Origin of the sequence: Niastella vici, from assembly GCF_002077945.1 — a bacterium.
Taxonomy (GTDB): Bacteria; Bacteroidota; Bacteroidia; order Chitinophagales; family Chitinophagaceae; genus Niastella; species Niastella vici.
In genome coordinates this window covers 1-19,047 of record NZ_LVYD01000052.1, presented here as the reverse complement: position 1 = coordinate 19,047, position 19,047 = coordinate 1, and the positions used below count along the sequence as shown (strand labels likewise).

Genomic DNA, 19,047 nt, shown 5'->3' with positions numbered 1-19,047 from the left:
TCATTGACTATGTCGCAACCAGTTATATTAGTGACCGGCGCCAATGGACAGGTAGGGCAGGAATTGCGGGTGCTGGCGGCATTATATCCCTCGTTTGAATTTGTTTTTACCTCGCATGATACTATGCCGGTGCACGATGAAGCGGCGGTACAGCAAACTTTTGCTGCCCACCGCCCGGCGTATTGTTTGAACTGTGCGGCCTATACGGCGGTTGATAAAGCTGAATCGGAACAGGAGATCGCTTACAGGGTAAATGCAGAGGGCACACGTATACTGGCTGCAGCCTGCAAAACATTTAATACCCGGTTCATTCATATTTCAACAGACTATGTCTTTAATGGCCAGTCGCCCACACCTTATAAAGAAGAGGCGGCAACAGACCCCGTTAACCTGTACGGGGCTTCCAAATTAAAAGGCGAGCAGCTTTGTGTGCAAACCAATCCCGAAGCCATCATTATAAGAACCGCCTGGGTATACTCTTCATTTGGTAAGAACTTTGTAAAGACCATGATGAAGCTGATGCACGACCGGCCCGCCATCAATGTAGTGAACGACCAGGTGGGGGCGCCAACCTATGCAGCCGACCTGGCAAAATGCATGATGACGATAGTGGCCAATAGCCAGGTCTCCGCTACCAATTGGGTTCCCGGAATATATCATTACAGCAACCTGGGCCGCATCAGCTGGTATGATTTTGCCGTTGCCATCAGGGAACTGACCGGCAGTGCCTGTACGGTGAATCCCATTCCTACCGAACAATATCCCACACCGGCCAAAAGACCAGCCTTCTCTTTACTGGATACCAGTAAAATTCAACACACATTTCATTGTACCATTCCTGAATGGAAGGATTCGTTGCAGGAATGTTTAAAACTATTGCTGTAGCTGTTTTCGCTGTCCCATTCCAGTTCCACCCTACTACAATTCATAACTCCTTTTTGGCATTCCATGACCCGGTTGGTTTTATACTTTCTGGCTACGCCTACATTTGCTGCCGCATACCGGTTATGACCTCATTTATGATCCAATGATTCACTAATGTAATCGTGCGCAGATTACATGCAGCATTACCATGCATGCCCTGTAGCAGGGCCAATCAATCATTTATTATACAATTTAGTTGACCCATGAGACCCATTTGTACGTTTTTATTTGTTTTATTAAGTATGATGGCCACTGCGCAAACAGCGCCAACCGTACCGGCCAGCAACCTGAGGTTTACTACCATCGATGGCGGAAGATTAACTATTCTCTTTGATGTAGGGAATGGCGCCAATCACCTCATTGTTGTTAAAGAAGGTAGTGACGTTATGGGCACACCGGTGAACGGTGTAGATTATACAGCCAATTCAAATTTTGGAACCGCAGGCTCTGAATTTACTATGGCTGGTGAATATGTGGTTCAGAAAAACAGCTGGAACTCCGTAACCATTGATAAATTGAAACCCGCTACCACCTACTATATAGCCGTGTTTGAATACAATGGTACCGGTACTGCTACAAAATACCTGATGATACCATTGGCAGGTAACAAGGCTACTGCAACCGCCCCTACTGTACAAACCAGCGGCGTAACCTTTTCTGAAGCAACCGGCAATTCGGTAAAATTGAACTGGGTAAATGGTAATGGCGCAGGCCGGCTTATTCTGGTCCGCAAAACATCGCCGGTAAATGGTGAACCGGTAGACCTTAAAAGTTACTCTACGGTCAGGAACGGTGAATATGGAACCGGTAGCGTGATCAACGTGGATAATTATACGTTATACGTAGGTAGTGGTCCAGTCACGACCGTTACCAATTTAGAGCCCAACACAACCTATCATTTTGCGTTTTTTGAATACAATGGAAGTGCCTCCCCTGTATATTTAAAACCCGCTTCCAACTGGAACACTACAACCAATGCGGGTCCAACCAAACCTACCCAGTCAATCGTATTTAATAATATTGAAGGCAACCGGCTTACTGTAGGTTGTTCTATCGGCAATGGCAGCAAACGGCTGATCATTGCCCGTAAAGGATCTCCTGTAACGGCTACACCCATTAACGGAGCAGTATATACTGCGAATACCGTATTTGGTTCAGGACAGGAGATCGCAACGGGTGAATTTGTAGTGAGCAACACGAATTCTAACAGTGTAACTGTCACTAATCTGGAACCCGGTGTCGTTTATCATTTCCGGATATTCGAATTTGATGAAACAGCGGGTAATTATCCGTATTATTTAAATACACCAGTCGATGGCAACAAAAGCACGGCCATTCCGCCAGCTTCTATTGCCACGAACCTTAGCGTAAGCAATATAACCGGTTCTACGGCAACCGTTAATTTTACCCCTGGTTCAGGCAATTACCGCCTGGCGGTAGTGAAAGAAGGCAGTGCAGTAGATGCTATTCCTAATGATCTTACATTGTACGGAGGAAACGCTGCATTTGGTAGCGGTCCCCAGATAGCCCCCGGCAATTATTCTGTGGCCGGTCAAATGAATGGCTCCAGCTTTAGTCTCAACTCGCTCAAAGCGGGTTTTACATACCATGCCGCCATTTTTGAATATAACGGCACTAATTACCCGGTATATAATAAAACACCGGCTACTATCAACTTTTCCATTCCGTTGGAACCTACCCAGGCAGCCACTGGTTTTACCCAGATATCGCGGGATGGAGACAGAATGCGTGTTTTGTGGACAAACGGAAACGGCGGTAAAAGGATCGTGATCGCCCGCAAAGGCATGGCCGTAACCTATAAACCCATTGATGGAAGCAGCTACACTGCCAATACTATTTTCGGTCAGGGTACAGAGGTAGCTCCCGGTGAATTTGTGGTATATGATGGAACCACGTATTATTTTGATATGACCGGGCTTGAAATAGGCGCTACCTATTATTTTGCTGTGTATGACTATAATACTTCTGTTGCTGGTGCGAATGATTATTTGACGTCATCATTTTTAGCTGGCAATGCGGCCACCATTACCTGGCCTGTTACTCAAACCAGTGGATTAAATGCAACCAGTATTCAGGCAACACAGGCGAATATCAATTTCTCAGCCGGCAATGGCGCCTCACGTATCTTCTTCATGAGGGCCAATACACCGGTTGATGCGGTGCCACAGGATATGACCAGCTACCTTGGATATAGTCAAACATTTGGAACGGTAAAGTTTGGCGCCACCGATAACGCCATTGTATACCGTACTTCCAGCGCTGTTGGACCTTTTTCTGTTACTAACCTGTCGCCTAACACAACTTATTATGTAACGGCTTTTGAATTCAATGGGTCATCAGCCCTGGCTTATCTGGTGCCCGGCAACAGTTTCAGCTTTACGACCACCGATCTGCCTGGCGCCACTACACCTACTGTAGCTGCCTCAGCGCCGCTTATTTCGGCAGTTGATGGCAATAAATTCACTTTCAAGTGGACAAACGGAGATGGCGCCGGTCGCATGGTTGTAATGCGTGCGGGCAGTGCAGTGAACTTTACACCGGCCAGTGCCACCAATTATACTGCCAATGCTTCTTTTGGCAGTGGCAGCAACCTGGGTAATGATCAGTATGTGGTGTTTAATAATACTACCGGCAATACCGTAACTGTAACGAATCTGTTGCCATCAACTACCTATTACCTCACCGTTTTTGAATATAATGGAACCGGCTCTTTACAGCGTTACCTTACCAGCAGCGTGCTGGCCACTACCGGGGCCACAGTGTTTGCACCTACACAGGGAGCCAGCAACGGGGTAGCTTCATCAACTACCAACAGCCTTACCCTGAACTGGCAAAATGGAAATGGTGCTAACAGGTTGGTGGTGCTGAAAAAGGGAAGTAACGTGTCAGCAATGCCGGCCGACCTGAGTGCTTATCCTGCCAACACCGTATTTAAGTCGGGATCACAGATCGCTATTGATGAATATGTGGTGTATGCAGGCAATGGCAGCAGCGTAACAGTGACCGGTTTGAACGCCGGCGATGTATACTATTACAAAGTATTTGAATACAATGGAGCAATGGCGCCGGTATACAATACCAGCAGCGTTCTAAGTGGCAACATCGCTACCGGAACATTGCCTGTAACCTGGTTATACTTCAATGCCACTCAAAAGAGTGATAAGGTAGTGCTTACCTGGGGCACCTCGGCAGAGATCAACAGCGAATATTTTATCGTGGAAAGAAGCGAAAATGGGGCAGCATTCAGCGAAGCAGGCCGGGTGGCCGCCAGTGGAAACCACAACGGATCTGCCAATTACAGCTTTACCGATGCCGTACCGGTTCAACAGAAATGGTTCTACCGCCTGAAACAAACCGATAAAGATGGGGTGTACAGCTTTTCGAAGATCGTGACCGTGCAGCCCGGTGAGCAGGAGGTAGCCCGCCTGCAACCCAACCCGGTTCAAACCAATTTCCGCGTGCAATTGCCCGATAACAGCGCGCCGGCCATACTGGTCATTTACAATGCCGCCGGTATACAGGTGCACAAACAAACTATCAGCAATGGGCAAACGGTAAATGCACAATCCCTGACGGCTGGCATGTATTACCTGCAGGTACAGCAGGGCAGCCGTCAATACCGCATAAAGATGGTGAAACAGTGATCAGTTACATAAGAGCAATATAAACGCTTCGAACAACAGGTAATTCATACATACACAAGTCAGAACACCCGGGGCCATTTCAATGGTCCCGGTTTTTTTATGGTGAATGGTCAATGGTGAATGGTGAATAGGTTTGCTCAATTTTGGGCCTCGCTATTATTTCGTAGGCCGCGCCGCCGGGTATTATTCACCATTGACCATTCACCATTGACGGGTGAAGCCTCATTGTTTATTAATGAAAGTAGTAACGCATCTGTTGCCGCCAAAAGAAAAGCCCCGACTGAACATCGGGGCCTGGTTTCCGTACTGAGGATATTACTTATTTGATGGCTGTTATGGCTGTGCCGCCATGTTTGCTTTCTGTTTTTACAATGCCGAATCCGGGTGCAAACCATTCTGTTCCTTCCATGTTAAATGGCATTCCAATGCCCATCGTTTTTATGGTGATCTTGCTTTTAAACGTGATCTTGAAACAATCCCAGGTGCCTGCAGTGGTGGTAACGCTTTCTTTCCCTTCAACAACACGATCGCTGGTAACCATATTTACGGATTGTTTCATGCCCTGGTTGTCTATCGTCATATCCAGTGTGGCATCTTTTAATTTATCCCCTGCCTTCATATTGGCCGGGTACTCTATATAGATCTTGTCGGCCTTTACATCTGCTTTGGCATATTGTTCCTGTTGCTGTTGCGGTAACTGCATGGTCATATCTATCATCATAACGCCCCCGGAACACGCAATTTCACTATGGCCTTTGGCCATTGATTTGCCTTTACTATTAAACAGTTCTGAATTAACGGTAGCTGTAGTGTTGCTGCCTTTATTGGTGACATCCGAAACGGTATACACCTGCTTTCCATTGGCCTCTCCCTTTTTGTTGTAGATGGTCATTTCAATGGTTTTGTTTTTTTGCAGGAAATAATAGCTCTTGCAGTCCTGGCCCTGACTGGCGTTTGTGAGCAGACCGAAACTACAGGCCAACAAAAAGGTCAATCGCATAAACAATAATTTTGGTGTTATTGCATGAGCAAAGTAACAACCAAAATGAGTATGAGATAATACCCTTTTAGTGGTAAAGTTGAACCGTAAAAATGAAGGTTGATGATGGCTAATAGCCCACCTGAATGGTGCTTAAAGGATTTAGGAACTATAAACTATCGAGCGAACTATTTTTTATTAAATGTAGAGTCTGGTCTGTTTCTTCTGAACGGCGTCATACGGTTTACGATCTCTTTGATGACCGTATCGAACTTTTGCAATTGATCGGGCCGGCAGATAGCGCGTACTTTCTGGAAATGCCGGAAGGTTACCGAATCAAGTTTTTTCTGCATAATAGCTATTTCATTGCTGCGGGCGGTGAGCATGGAATCTGTTGCACCTGGTTCGTTCAGCAGGTCGAAAAATCTTTTTTTGGAGCTGCGCATGCTATCCATCACCGGTTTTTGAATGGCCATCATAGAATCGCGCAGCTTCCAGTAGGCAGCCTCCTGAACAGTGTCGAACTTCAGTTGGTCAACCATAAACTGGCCGAATCTTTTTTCCCGGTTGCCGGGTTCGCCATGGCCGGGACCGCCTTCGTGGTCGGGCTTTTTAAACCAGTAAATAGAAAGGGTGGCAATATTGGTTATAAGTAAGATCGCTACAAGTACCAACAGCCATTTTTGTCGGGGGGGCCTCATCATGGTTCCACTGAATTTTCATTATATACAGGATATACTCCTGCCGGGTAATCAGCAGCTACTATCTGACCTGATTCAATATTGCTTTTAGCGGCGTTATTGCTGCCCCACATTTTAAGCACAGTGGTAGCATTTATGATGAGAATAATAGCTGCAATCGTTAAAGCCAGCACGGGCCGGGTAAGCCAACGGCCAAGCCGTCCGCCCTGGTCAAACTCCTGCTCCATTCTCCCCCTGAGCCGGGTATACAGAAAATCAGGCGCTTTGGCCCGCTGCATCCCCTCCAGGCTATTCAGCACCGCATCTATCCGGGAGTTGTTATTTGAATCGACTGACATAAATCTAATTTACGATGTAAACTTATACATTTGACGCTAATAAAAAGCAAAACCTTCGAAACGCTTATTTGCCTTGTGAATTATTCTGTTGATAATATTTTTCCAGCAACTTACGCAGATTTTGCCGCGCCCTGAACAACAGGGACTCCACGGCCGATACCGACAGTTGCATTACGTCGGCGATTTCCTGGTAACTCAGCTCTTCCGATTTATGTAAAGTAAATGCTACTTTTTGATTTTCAGGCAATTGATCAATCATCCGGAACAACAGGGCGGCCTGTTCCTTTCTGTCCAAAGCCACTCCCGGGTGTTGAAAATCAACGGGTTCATGAATAAGCTCGTCGTTGGGGCCAAAGAGACTGGTAATAAAGGCAAAACGCTTTTTGCGCTTGCGGCTGCGAATATGGTCCAGGGCCTTGGTGGTGGTAATGCGGTAGATCCAGGTACTGAGGCGGGCATCGCCCTTGAATTGATCGATGGAGCGGTATACCTGAATAAATACTTCCTGGGCTACGTCTTCGGCATCCTCACTGTTTTGTACAACGCCCAGTGCCGTATTGTAAACGAGGTCCTGATAGTTTTCTACCAGGGATTTGAATGCCAGTTCGTCTCCTGCCCGGAGTTGTTGTATCAGTTCCAGTTCGTTCAAAAAGACGGCCGTTTAAATTTGAGGCTACAACTTACGAAATCATTCGATATGAGAGGGGAAAACGAGACAGACCGGCCAAAAGGGTAGATCATTGCCTCATTTTAGTATTTGAACGATAAAAAAAGGGCTCTCCCGATAAAATCAGAAGAGCCCTTTGGCATGCAAGAAAGTTACCCGACAGGGGCTCGAACCCCAACCTTCAGATCCAGAATCTGACGTACTACCATTATACTATCGGGCAATCAGAATAAGAACACACCTTGTTCAAAAAGGCGGGTACAAAAATAAAGCTTCTACAAATGGCGACAAAAAGAAAGTTGGTTGAACTTGAATGGGTTGAACCCGGTAACCCGGCTAGCTGGTGGGCAATAAAAAGGTGAGCCTTAAAAAGACTCACCCTGACTTGCCATATGAAACTAACTGCGAATGAATCCGAAACGTGAAACAGCAAACGTGAAATGTAGCGCCCAGCACTGGAACCTGGCGTCGGAGCAAGCTTTGAAACCAGGAACCGGCAACCAATTATCGGGTACAAGCTCCCCCTTTAGGGGGGCTGGGGGGCGTTACTTATCCCACCAAACCCTGTCAGTCAGCTTGGCCGATTGCCCCGCCTGCGGGTTACTCAGCACCTCTACCTCCGGGTATAACAACCGCCGCGGGATCTCTGATAACGCATTGGGCACCTTGGTGAGCACCGGAAATCCCGTCCGCCGCCAGTCATTGAAATTCTCTATCGATAAAAAGTTGGCGATCTTCTTTTCTTCCATGATCCGTTGCAACGCATTGGCGGCAGTAAGCGTGCCGCGGGCCGTCAGGTAATTGTCGGCATCGCTGGTTGCAATGCCCAGTTTGTTCATATCGGCCCTGATGGCATCCTGGTATATCGGTTGCGCTGCTGCATACCCCGATTTTATGAGCGTGGCCTCGGCTTTCAGGAACAACGCTTCGGCATAATTAAATACATACACCGGTGAGCCGGTTGCGCCATAGGCCGAACCGGGCAGCGAATACACATCGAGGCTGCCGCTGATATTTATAGAACCAATGGGCCGCCCGGTATACAATCCCGTTTGTTTGGCTTTTGCCACCAGCTTCGGCAACCGCGGATCATTACGTGTTACCAGCGTATCAACACAGGTCGACGACAATACCAGCGTACTCACCGGCAGAAAGTTTACATACCAGGGGTTTTGTTCACCTGCGCCGCCCGTATAGGTCATCTTCACATTGTCGTTATTATCCACCATGCCGTTTTGCAGGGCCGTTAAAGCCAGGTTGGCCTGCGCCAGTGCGGTGTAACCCGGCGCTTTGGTCAAATGCATATAATACCGTGCCTTCAAAGTATAGGCGAACCGTTTCCATTGGTCCATGTCCCCGCCATAAAAAAAATCGTCGGTTCCGGGTGTTTTAACGGCGTTCTTATTGATATCGGCAATACCATCGTCGAGCAATTGTTGCATGGCCTTATAAATGCTCTCCTGTGAGTCATAAGCCGGTTGCAGTTTGCTGCTGCCGTTCAATGCTTCTGAATAAGGAATATCGCCCCAGTAATCGGTAGCAACCCCCAAACAATAGGCCGTGAGTATTTTGGCAATGCCGCTGTAGTTATAGTTGCCATTGGTGGTGCCCTTGTCGTTCATGGCCTTCAGGTTATTGAGGCAGGCTACATAAATATTCTTCCAGCTGTCATTGATATCGGGGTTGAACAACCGGTACGTGCCCTCATTAGGCACAGGCTGGTTCAACGCAATGTTTTGCATATAATGGTTGGCCAGTACGGCAGCAAAGCCACTGGTGAGTGTACCGGTGCTGGCGCCACTGTTAATTACAGATGCTATATTCAATTCAACCGGCGACAGTATCAACGCTTCCTGTACGCTTACAGGGTCATTGGGATTGCTATTTACATCTGTATATTTTTTGCACCCCGTGAGGTGAATGAAACAACATATAAAGAGAACTGCATATAATATAGTGCGCATATTGATCTTGTTTAAATGGTTCGGAACCGGATTATAAGCCAACTTTCAAACTGATATTGATCGACCGTGGGGTTGGGGTTGAAAAAGAGTACAGGCCCAACGACCCATTCGAAGAACCGAATGAATTGTTCTCAGGGTCGCCGCCGGTAAAGTGCGGACTGTGTATCCACAGGTTTCGGCCGGTAACGGTCAATGAGGCTGATTTAAGCGGTGTTTTCTCGATCAGTTTGGCGGGCAGCACATAACCAATGGTTACGTTGCGCAGTTTGATGTAGGTGGCGTCCTGTATCACCGATTCCATCACGCCCGATACGCGGCGCCAGTAATCCTGTCCTTTTACCGCAACAGTGTTGTCTTTGCCGTCGACGATACTGATGCCGGCTACTGTACGAACACCCCGGTCTTCGGTTACTTTGGGCGTTCCATAAAAATAACCGTATCCATCTACGTTATTTTCGGTGACCCCGCCTTTCTTCATATCAAAAAAGAAGCTGAGGCTGAAGGGGCCATAGCTCAGGTTATTGGTGAGCCCGGCCAGCCAGTCGGGCGTAACTGTGCCCAGTATGCCCTGCTTGTCATCGGCAAAGGGAAGGCCATCGGCATCTATAAGCAATTTGCCGGTGGCGCTGTCGCGGGCAAAGCGGGTGCCGTATTTAACACCATAAGGTTCGCCTACAATAGCTTGTGTAAACCCAATGTTCACACTGTTAAGGCCTTCGTGCAGGGCCAGTATTTTATTCCTGAGTTTGGTAAAGCTGAATACCAGGTCCCAGTTGAATTTACCTGTCCGCACCGGATTGGCGTTCAACAATATTTCAATGCCCTTCGTTTGCATGCGGGCGGTATTGATGGTCGTTTGGTTATACCCGGTTGTTGGTGAAATGGTAACCGGTATAAGGCCGTCCTGCACTTTTTTATAGAACCACGAGATCTCGGCGCCAATGCGGTTGTTCAATGCTTTCAATTCAATGCCGGTCTCAAATTCTTTAACGAGCTCATTCTTGAGCAGCGGGTTGCCCAGTATATCGCTTAACAGGAAACCATTTTGCCCCTGGTAAGGAAAGGAGATGCCTCCAACATCGGTATTATTGATGCTGTTGACGCTGAGGTAGGGTGTGGTGAGCGCATATGCATCCACATTGTCATTACCCACCGTTGCATAGGAGGCCCGCACTTTACCAAAGTTGATCACCGACGATAATTTCGGGTTGAACAGCTCTGAGAAAACAAACCCGGCCGCCACTGATCCGTAGGGATAAAAGTTCTTTTTCTGGGCCAGCACCGAAGTGCCATCGTACCGGCCGGTCAAAGCCAGGTTCAGCATATGGTTGTAGTCGATATTCGCCTGCGAATAAAAACCTGTTTTGCGGGTGAGGTAATGCTTCTCGCTATAGGTTTGGGACGAGGCATTGGCCACATTGTCGTAACCGCTGGTAACCGATAAACCCACGCCGCGGCCCTGCACATCCTGGTTGTAGGTCGAAAGCACATTATTACCCAGTAACAACTGTACATTGAATTTATTGAACTGTTTATGCAGATCGATGATGAGATCATGGTTGTATTGCCTGAACGTATTCACCCGGTCAACGATCACCCCATTGGGGTTGGCTACCGAACCAACGGCTTCATAATATTTCACCTGCTCGGTGTAAATGTCGGCGCCCATTCTTTCGGTAATGTTCATCCAGTTGAACGGGGCGTAATTCAGGGTCACCACCGGTACAAAACGATTAACCGTACCATGCGTATACACATTGTCAAGCACCCAGTAGGGATTATTGCGCGAGAACCGGTAAAGCCGTTGCGTACCATCGGTATTCAGGTAGGGCAGGGGATTCCACGATATGGGCGCTGTATAAATGGTCCAGATGGGGCTTTCCAGTATATATCCCTCAGGCATGCGGTTGGTGCGGCTGTTGGCATAGTTGAACTGGAAAGTACCCGATAGTTTGTCGGTGAGTTTGGTGGTGAACTTGCTAAAAAGCGTATGTCGCTTCAGGTAAGTAGTGGGTACAATGCCTTTTTGGTCGAGGTATGAATATGACGCAAAATAATTGGAGCCCGGACTGTTTGAACCGGAGAAGCTGATGGTGCTGTTACTGGTAACACCGGTTTGAAAGAAGTCTTTTACCTGGTTCCTTTTCTGCACCGGCTGGCCGTTCACCCGCAGGGTATCCATCAGGGGGCCCCAGGAGCTGCTGGCTTTATCTGTTTCCCCATCATAATATACGTTGTCATACAACACACCATTAATTACTTTGCGGTCGCCCTGGGCATACTTGTTTTGTATTTTGGGGAAGATGCCGTTCTCGAACGAGAGGTCCTGCGAAATAGTGATGGCTGGTTTTTTACTGCCCGACCCGCTTTTGGTGGTGATCATCACCACGCCCCGGGCCCCGGCAGAGCCGTATAAGGCAGTGGCGGCGGCGCCTTTCAGCACATTCACGCTTTCAATAATAGAAGGATCAAAATCAATAAGCCGGTTGCTGCCGGGCCCACTGTTCACGGCGCCGGTTTCGGAATTGTTTACCGGTATGCCATCTACCACTATCAACGCTTCGTTGTTACGGGTGATGGAAGTAACGCCCCTGATCACAATGCGGCTCGAAGCGCCGGGCGTACCCGATGAGCTGGTGATCTGCACACCGGACACTTTACCCGTCATGGCATTGAGGATGTTTGGTTCCTTGGCGCGAACCAGTTCATCGGTCTTGATCTCCTGCGAGCTGAACGTAAGATTTCTCTTCTCCCGCTTAACGCCCAATGCGGTAACCACTACTTCATTCAACGCGCGGCCATCGGGCATCAGTGATACCGTTACAAATTCCTGTGCACCGGTTTTTATTTCGCTGCGGTTATAACCTATGGCGGTAACGATCAGCGTGGCATTGGCCGGAACGCTGAGCTGGAACGAGCCGTCATCACCGGTGCTGGTGCCCGATTTTGAACCTTTCAACAGCACAGATGCTTTGGGTACGGGGCCTCCGTTCTCATCCTGTACCTTTCCCTTTACCAGTTTGCTTTGGGCAAGGGCCCCTGTGTAAATGAACAGCGCTGCAGTGAATGCCATTATACATAGCAGTTTTGATTGCATGTTGTATTGTTTTGGTTGTATGTCGTAAAATGCTACGGAAAGTGTTTTTCGGTTGTGTTACTCGGTTACTCGGTTGGGCAATCGCTAGAGTACTGGACCAGGTTTTGGTAGTGACTGACGGGGTCGGGAGAGTGCACGCTCCCCATGAGTACGAATTTATATTGACTGCGTGTAAATGTGTTAATGGTTCTTGACGACTTGTTTACAGAAAATGATATTATTGTTAATTGCTGATTTCGGGATTTCGCGATTTTGAGATTTATTTATTTGGGGACCCCTGATAAATCTGTAAATTCAATTATTCGCAATTTTGAAATCTCTAAATCCCAAAATCCAAAAACCGAAAAATCACAACATGCTTCCTGCAATGGCAATTAAATTAAAAGTGGATGAGTCAATTGTTCTTGAGCTCATAGATCATCATCATGCTGAAACATTGTGCCAGCTGGTGAAGGTCAACCGGCAGCATTTGCGGGAATGGCTTCCCTGGGTCGATCACATGCGTTCTGTTGATGATTTCAGAAAATACATCAACGGCTCAAAACAGCGGTATGTCAATCATACTGAAATGGGGTATGTGGTCATGGCCAATGGGGTAATGATCGGGCGGCTGGGCCTGTACAATATTGATCTGCACAACAAGTCGGCATCCATTGGCTATTGGCTTAGTCAGCAATGGCTGGGCAAGGGCATCATCACCCGGTGTTGCAAAGCCGTGATCGATGAAGGGTTCAGGCACCTGCACTTAAACCGCATAGAGATCAGGGCCGCTCTCGAAAACTATAAAAGCCAGGCCATTCCCGAACGGCTGGGCTTTAAAAAAGAAGGCATCATCAGGCAGGGAGAGTTTGTGAACAATCAGTTTGTTGATCTGTATGTGTATTCTGTATTAAAAGAAGAATGGAACCACAAAACGCAGCATTAATACATGTATCACAGACGGTTAATACAATTCTACACAACCTGAAGATGTACGTACCGCATGGTAAGTACTTGTATGTAATTCTGTGATTAATAAATTTTTTCGCACAAACAAAACAACCACATAAGATACTAATATGTGGGAACGTTTTTCTATTTGTGGGAAAGAAAAACCCGGTGCCTGATTTGATTAGCGTTGAAAGTAAAGTGATTACATCATTGGCACAATTTGGGTAGTAGCAACAGTGCGTTCCACCTGATTTAACATTTTACAGAGATCCCTATGAACCCGTCTTTTACAACCAACTACCGAGAGATGGCCCCCTGGCTGGAAGCCATCCTGAATGATTGCCAGGATTCCGTATTCATAACCGACAGGCATTTTAACCTGCTGCACTGGAATGTGGCAGCAGAAGAAATGTGGTTTAAACAATCGCGAAGACCTGCTAAAAAAAATATAGTCGATTTCCTCAACACGCTGTTCCCGGGGCATGCCGAAGTGCATAGCCAGTTACAGCGGGCCATTGCGCTCGATGAACAGGTAGAGGATATTTTTGTGGCTGCCCCCGATGACCGCACTTACCGGGTCTCGTGCTATACGCATAAATTTCCGGGCACCCAGTACCTGCTCGATGTGGTGATCATCATTCGCGACCTGCAGGCCACCATTCACCGCAAAAAAAATATCACACCCGGCGTATTATATAATACCCTGCTAAACTCATTAGATGAAGGGGTGCTGTTGTTGCAGGGCGAACAGGGGACCATTATTTCAGCCAATAACAAGGCCTGCGATATCACCGGCTTCAGCCATGAGCAAATCATTGGGCGGAACCTGACCGAATTGGGCGGCAAACTTTTCAAGGAAGACGGCACGCCGCTACAGGTTCAGGAATATCCGGCCATGGTGACCCTGCGTACCGGGGAAGTTATCCAGAACAGGGTATTGGGTTTCATCAATGCCAGGGGCAGGCTCACCTGGTTATCGATAAATACCTGTTTGCTCGAAGAATACAATGCCCGGGTACCGGGACTGGTAGCGGTTACCTTTAATGATGTCACCGCCTGCAAGGAGGCCGAATCGCGTTTAACTGAAAGTGAATACATCTTTCAGTCGTTTATGAATAATACGCACAGCCCGGCCTGGATCATCGACGAGGATGGCTTTATAATTTACATGAATGATACTTTCAAGCGGGTGTGGAAACTGAACGATGCCCACCTGTACAGCAATATGCGCGACCTGATGCCGAAAGCAATGGTGGAAGAGTATATGGCCAACAACCGCAAGGTGCTTGATACGAATCAGCCCCTCATCACCATTGAAAATTCCATCCGGCGCGATGGCACGCCCGGTGTATACCTGGTGTTCAAGTTCCTGCTGCAAACCTCCACACCAAAACGGCTCATTGGCGGACAATCGATCGATATCACCGAAGAAAGAAAGGCCCAGGAAGAGATCATAAAAAGCAACGAACGGTTTTACTATACCACCAAGGCCTCCTCTGATTATATCTGGGACTGGAATATTGAAAAAGGCACCATCTACCGCAGCGAGCCCTTCAGCCAGCTCACCGGGTATATGCAAAACGATATGGACAATGACCTTTACTGGTTGTTGGAAAAGATCCATATCGAGGACCGCCAGCGGGTAATGGGGCACATCAATGCCTGTTTAATGGCCCGCAATAATTACTGGCACGATGAATACCGTTTCCGTTGTGCCGATGGCAGCTATAAATATTTGTCAGATAAAGGGTATATCATTTATAAAGATGGAATAGCCGTACGCGCGATCGGCGCCATTCAGGACCTTACCGAAAAAAGAAAGCTGGAAGCAGAGCTGACCCAGCAAAAAGAAAAGGAGCGCCTGCGCATTAACCAGGCCATGATCGCCGGTCAGGATTTTGAACGGAACGAAATTTCAAAAGAGTTGCATGATAATGTGAACCAGATCCTGTCATCGGCCATGATCATGCTCACCACTGCCCGCAGCAGTGCCGATGAGCAGGAATTCCTGATCGAAAAAACAACCCAGTATATCGACCTGGCCATCCAGGAAATAAGGAAGATCTCCAAATCACTGAATTCCTCTATCATAAAAGAGGTGGGCCTTATTGATCCGGTTGAAGACATTATCAAGAATATGCAGCTGGTTCGGCCGGTGGTGGTTGATTTTGAGTGCGATCCTGAGCTGGAAGATGAACTGAGTCACGATGTGCAGCTGATGCTGTACCGTATTATACAGGAGCAAACCAATAATATCCTGCGCTATGCCGAAGCAGGTTATGTAAGAATAGCCATAGAAAAGAACGAACAGTCTCTTACCCTGCTGATACAGGATAATGGAAAAGGATTCGATATAACCAAACAAACCAAAGGCATTGGCCTGCTCAACATCCTGAACCGGGCCGAAACACTGGGTGGAACCCTCATAATTGATACAAAACCAATGGGTGGCTGCCGAATTCTGGTGCAAATACCGGTGACCTGACGAAAATCAGGTAGAATCTGCGGGCAATGGATTTAATTTGTTGCTAATTCATTAGCACAAACAGAAAGCCCGGGAGTATGATGCATCCGTTGAATAAAATTGATGAACAGGCATTGGTGACAGAGATCCTGTTGAGCGATTACCGCACCGCCGATATTTTTAAAAAGTATAATATCGACTATTGCTGCGGGGCCCGCTGGCCTTTGCAAACAGCCTGTGAAATGCGCGGACTGGATGTGGCCATCGTAAAACAGGAACTGGAAGAAGCGGTGCGAACCGTTCAAATTTCCACGGCTTTGCCTTTTACGCAATGGCCGCTCGATTTTCTGGCCGATTATATTGTTCAGGTGCACCACAGTTATTTGCGCCACACCCTGCCGGTGCTTGAAACTCACTTGGCAAATTTCATTGCCGAACACCGGAAAAAATTTACCTGGCTCGATGAGCTGCAGCAACAATTTACCCGGCTGCATGCCCAGCTGCCCCTGTACATGATACAGGAAGAAGAAAGTATTTTCCCCTATATAAAACAATTGAACCGGGCCTGGGCCTCAAAGGATTCACTGGCCGGTTTATATACCCGCACCCTGCGCAAACCCGTTGAAAAGGTAATGGACCAGGAGCACCAGCTCATTATGGGCGTATTGCACCGCATGCGTACCCTTACCAATGATTACACGTTGCCGGCCAATGCCTGCCGCAGTCACTGGGTGGTGTTTATGAAATTGCGCGAGCTCGATAATGACCTGGTGCAGCACATGCACCTGGAGAAAAATATCCTGCTGCCCCGTTTACTGACAATAGAAGGTGAATTGAAGCGGGCGTAAGCAAATTGATAAAAATAAAAGGGTAGAAGGCGCGCCTTCTACCCTTTATGCTAAATAGGTACACCGTTATGGAATGGGCTCGGTAGCGCCACTCGTCATCCACGGTAAATTGAATTTATGGAATTCTATAGAGCGGTGACTGTTCTCGCTGTCACTGGTATTCTCATTCACTTCTATCAACGCGCCAATGGTATAGTCGGCTGTTTTTACCATACTGCTATAACCGCCTTTACCTTGCGACCAGGCTTGGTCATCGGTTAACCAATCGTATATTTTACGGCTAAGTGGCCAGGTAACGCCGCCATCATAACTAATACGTACCCGCATTTTGCAACGGGTTTCTGTACTGGCCGAATTTAATACCATAATACGGTCGGGCGAACCGGTGTAGCGTACAATAGAACCCTGGCAGGCAGGATCGAGCAGCACATCATCCGGTTCAAAAGCGCTGAAACTACCGGTGAGTGTACCACGCGATACCCAGCGGCGTTTGGCCGTTGCCCAGGTGCTGCTGGTAGCGCGGTCGTTCCGCATCAGGCGGCCATCGTTCAATTCTACAATAGCGCCTTCACTGGTGCCGCCGGGGATCAGCTGGTATTGCCAGGTTGCGCCATGATCGGTGCTGTAAATATTTCTGCCAATGGCGGGAATTACCAGCGTGCCATTGCTGGTTTGAATACCAACGCCGGGGCCCATGGCATCCCAGGTGCGCCCGGGTGGCAGCAGGGTGCTGGTCATATCAACGGGGGTAGAAAAAGAGAGCCCATCGTCGTCGCTGTAGGAAGAATATACCCGGCGATCGCCCCAGGTATCAATTTTATCGTAGCCATCGGTACCGCTTTGGTTCTTGGTAGCAGAATTCCAGCTCATAAATACCCAAATGCGGCCGGTAGTGTGGTCAACTACCGCCGTTGGGTTGCCCCAGGTAACCTGACCCGCGCCTACCACTTCCTTCATGGCCGACCAGGTAGCGCCATTGTCGGTAGAACGTTTATACTCCACATTAATGTTTCCGTAATCCTTGTTGGCGCTCATGCGTCCTTCTACAAAAGCGAGCAATGTATTGGCGTTGGTGCGTACAATGGAGGGAATACGGAAGGAATGATACCCGTCGGTACCGCCATCAAAGATCTTGACATAGGTATGGGTTTGGGTAGCCTCGGTACTGGCTTTTCGCGCTGAACCGGTGGCTGCTTTGTTGTCTGCAATTCCTTTTTTGCAGGCGGTGGCCGATAGGGCCATCACCGTAATAAAGGTGAGCAGGCCCGGCAGCCGGTTAATGCTTGTTGTTTCCGGAAACTTTGTTTGTTTCATTTGTTAAGTTTTACTGTTTAAAAACAAGTGTACCCGGCGTTCCCGGCGAACAAACCGGGTCACACTAATAAAGAACATAGCTTACTGGTGAAACAAACCATTTAAAGAAGCACTGGTGAATCCCTCAGTTTCCCGGAAGAGGGGCGTCTTGTAAAGGGTTGTTTACCCCTGACGGGGAGTTTATTAATTATTGAGTTGTTGGGTTATTTAGTTCTTAAACTTAAAAACTAAATAACTTACCAACTGGGTTTTCTCACCTGACCATATCCACCACCTTTGGGCCGGTCTTCAAAATGCAGGTGAGGTCCGGTAACATTGCCGGTAGCGCCTACTTCACCCAGCTTTTGGCCGGCAACTACTTTAGTGCCGGCGCTTACCGAGCGAACACTCAAATGACAATACACATAATCGCGGCCGTTAGAAGCGCGCAACCCGATCCAGCGGCCATAGGCGCCACCATTATTGTTCGACCAGGCAATGGTGCCATCCAGCACGGCTACAACCTTGGTACCGGTAGGGGAGGCATAATCATCACCGGTATGATAGCCGGCGGCATACCGTGGATTCTTAACGCCATAAGGATAGCTGATGCCATAACCCGGCACCGGCGATTTTACTTTGGCGGCTGCGGCCACGGCTGCAGTAGCGGTGGTTTCTTCAGCAGCGATAACAGGTGTTAGGGCAACTTCTGAATCCTGCTGTTCTGTAGCAGCAGAGGTCTCTCCTTTGTTGCAGGCCATAAAAGCCATTGTTAGAACCAAAAGACCTAATGACACATTTCTTGCGGTGTTTCTTTTCATAGTTTTCATTTATTTTAGAATTATAAACTCATAGGTTATTTAACTATCAATAGCTTCTTGCTGGTTGTTTTGCCAGAAGCGCCCAAACGGATAGTTACATTATAGATGCCTGGTTTCAGGCTGCCGGTATTGATGGTAAGGCGGTTCACCCCTTGTTGCAATACCACATTGCGTTGTTGCGCTGCCTGTCCAAAATTGTCGGTCACTACAATGCTGGCAGGTTGCGAAGCATCGGCCAGCGTATATTCAATAGTGACAGCGCTTCCTGTTGCCGGGTTGGGCGCCAGCTTCAACGTACCGTTTTCTGTTATGCGGCTGTCGCTGGTGCTGCTGGTAGCCAAAGTGCCGGTTTGAAT

Annotated in this window: 14 protein-coding genes and 1 tRNA gene; 5 read left to right on the top strand and 10 right to left on the bottom strand. The window is 47.9% G+C overall.

The annotated features are described in order from the left end of the window. The first annotated feature begins 9 nt into the window (after nucleotides 1-9). Together rfbD and A3860_RS21250 are read left to right on the top strand one after the other, a co-directional pair. Nucleotides 10-885, top strand: coding sequence for a dTDP-4-dehydrorhamnose reductase (gene rfbD / locus A3860_RS21255; protein ID WP_081149547.1), 876 nt, complete (start codon nucleotides 10-12; stop codon nucleotides 883-885). Between the two features lie 242 nt (nucleotides 886-1,127). Beyond that, complete coding sequence (locus A3860_RS21250; protein ID WP_081149544.1) at nucleotides 1,128-4,589, top strand: T9SS type A sorting domain-containing protein; 3,462 nt, start codon at nucleotides 1,128-1,130, stop codon at nucleotides 4,587-4,589. 319 nt (nucleotides 4,590-4,908) lie between these two features. On the opposite strand, the gene A3860_RS21245 is transcribed toward A3860_RS21250, so the two are convergent. The 7 genes from A3860_RS21245 to A3860_RS21215 form a co-directional block, all read right to left on the bottom strand. Further along, nucleotides 4,909-5,589: a TapB family protein gene (locus tag A3860_RS21245; protein WP_081149541.1), complete on the bottom strand. Its 681-nt coding sequence runs from the start codon at nucleotides 5,587-5,589 to the stop codon at nucleotides 4,909-4,911. Nucleotides 5,590-5,756: 167 nt separating this feature from the next. Further along, nucleotides 5,757-6,272 carry a hypothetical protein gene (locus tag A3860_RS21240; protein ID WP_143774207.1) on the bottom strand — a complete coding sequence of 172 codons (516 nt, stop codon included), beginning with the start codon at nucleotides 6,270-6,272 and terminating at the stop codon, nucleotides 5,757-5,759. Then, nucleotides 6,269-6,607 (bottom strand): hypothetical protein, encoded by a 339-nt coding sequence (locus tag A3860_RS21235; protein ID WP_081149535.1) that lies wholly within the window; start codon nucleotides 6,605-6,607, stop codon nucleotides 6,269-6,271. The genes A3860_RS21240 and A3860_RS21235 overlap by 4 nt, the downstream gene beginning before the upstream one ends. 64 nt (nucleotides 6,608-6,671) lie before the next feature. Continuing rightward, on the bottom strand, nucleotides 6,672-7,256 hold the full coding sequence (locus tag A3860_RS21230) for an RNA polymerase sigma factor (RefSeq protein ID WP_081149532.1): 585 nt from the start codon (nucleotides 7,254-7,256) through the stop codon (nucleotides 6,672-6,674). 170 nt (nucleotides 7,257-7,426) lie between these two features. Next, nucleotides 7,427-7,497: transfer RNA gene (locus A3860_RS21225), tRNA-Gln, on the bottom strand. A 322-nt stretch (nucleotides 7,498-7,819) separates the two neighbouring features. Continuing rightward, nucleotides 7,820-9,238: a SusD/RagB family nutrient-binding outer membrane lipoprotein gene (locus A3860_RS21220; protein ID WP_081149843.1), complete on the bottom strand. Its 1,419-nt coding sequence runs from the start codon at nucleotides 9,236-9,238 to the stop codon at nucleotides 7,820-7,822. Between the two features lie 31 nt (nucleotides 9,239-9,269). After that, complete coding sequence (locus tag A3860_RS21215) at nucleotides 9,270-12,335, bottom strand: SusC/RagA family TonB-linked outer membrane protein (protein ID WP_081149530.1); 3,066 nt, start codon at nucleotides 12,333-12,335, stop codon at nucleotides 9,270-9,272. Nucleotides 12,336-12,690: 355 nt separating this feature from the next. Here A3860_RS21215 and A3860_RS21210 point away from each other — a divergent pair, with 355 nt between their 5' ends. The 3 genes from A3860_RS21210 (at nucleotide 12,691) to A3860_RS21200 (ending at nucleotide 16,577) form a co-directional block, all read left to right on the top strand. Then, entirely contained in the window at nucleotides 12,691-13,260 is a 570-nt protein-coding gene (locus A3860_RS21210; protein WP_216823483.1) for a GNAT family N-acetyltransferase, read from the top strand. 312 nt (nucleotides 13,261-13,572) lie between these two features. After that, a complete protein-coding gene (locus A3860_RS21205) occupies nucleotides 13,573-15,750 on the top strand; it encodes a sensor histidine kinase (RefSeq protein WP_216823482.1) in 2,178 nt (725 codons plus the stop codon). A 77-nt stretch (nucleotides 15,751-15,827) separates the two neighbouring features. Then, entirely contained in the window at nucleotides 15,828-16,577 is a 750-nt protein-coding gene (locus tag A3860_RS21200; protein WP_081149524.1) for a DUF542 domain-containing protein, read from the top strand. Between the two features lie 66 nt (nucleotides 16,578-16,643). Here the strand turns inward: A3860_RS21200 and A3860_RS21195 are convergent, their stop codons facing one another. From A3860_RS21195 to A3860_RS21185, 3 genes are all read right to left on the bottom strand, one after another. Then, complete coding sequence (locus A3860_RS21195) at nucleotides 16,644-17,891, bottom strand: sialidase family protein (protein ID WP_081149522.1); 1,248 nt, start codon at nucleotides 17,889-17,891, stop codon at nucleotides 16,644-16,646. A 236-nt stretch (nucleotides 17,892-18,127) separates the two neighbouring features. Then, complete coding sequence (locus A3860_RS21190) at nucleotides 18,128-18,691, bottom strand: M23 family metallopeptidase (RefSeq protein WP_216823481.1); 564 nt, start codon at nucleotides 18,689-18,691, stop codon at nucleotides 18,128-18,130. Nucleotides 18,692-18,726: 35 nt separating this feature from the next. Beyond that, nucleotides 18,727-19,047, bottom strand: a 321-nt coding sequence (locus tag A3860_RS21185; protein ID WP_158085319.1) for a T9SS type A sorting domain-containing protein, incomplete at its 5' end; no start/stop codon positions are given.

Bases quoted from the DNA above. Each gene is read 5' to 3' on its own strand.
- A3860_RS21215 (WP_081149530.1), bottom strand. From the start codon at position 12,335: ATGCAATCAAAACTGCTATGTATAATGGCATTCACTGCAGCGCTGTTC.
- A3860_RS21220 (WP_081149843.1), bottom strand. From the start codon at position 9,238: ATGCGCACTATATTATATGCAGTTCTCTTTATATGTTGTTTCATTCAC.
- A3860_RS21195 (WP_081149522.1), bottom strand. From the start codon at position 17,891: ATGAAACAAACAAAGTTTCCGGAAACAACAAGCATTAACCGGCTGCCG.
- rfbD (WP_081149547.1), top strand. From the start codon at position 10: ATGTCGCAACCAGTTATATTAGTGACCGGCGCCAATGGACAGGTAGGG.
- A3860_RS21190 (WP_216823481.1), bottom strand. From the start codon at position 18,691: ATGAAAAGAAACACCGCAAGAAATGTGTCATTAGGTCTTTTGGTTCTA.
- A3860_RS21250 (WP_081149544.1), top strand. From the start codon at position 1,128: ATGAGACCCATTTGTACGTTTTTATTTGTTTTATTAAGTATGATGGCC.
- A3860_RS21240 (WP_143774207.1), bottom strand. From the start codon at position 6,272: ATGATGAGGCCCCCCCGACAAAAATGGCTGTTGGTACTTGTAGCGATC.
- A3860_RS21235 (WP_081149535.1), bottom strand. From the start codon at position 6,607: ATGTCAGTCGATTCAAATAACAACTCCCGGATAGATGCGGTGCTGAAT.
- A3860_RS21210 (WP_216823483.1), top strand. From the start codon at position 12,691: ATGCTTCCTGCAATGGCAATTAAATTAAAAGTGGATGAGTCAATTGTT.
- A3860_RS21200 (WP_081149524.1), top strand. From the start codon at position 15,828: ATGATGCATCCGTTGAATAAAATTGATGAACAGGCATTGGTGACAGAG.
- A3860_RS21245 (WP_081149541.1), bottom strand. From the start codon at position 5,589: ATGCGATTGACCTTTTTGTTGGCCTGTAGTTTCGGTCTGCTCACAAAC.
- A3860_RS21205 (WP_216823482.1), top strand. From the start codon at position 13,573: ATGGCCCCCTGGCTGGAAGCCATCCTGAATGATTGCCAGGATTCCGTA.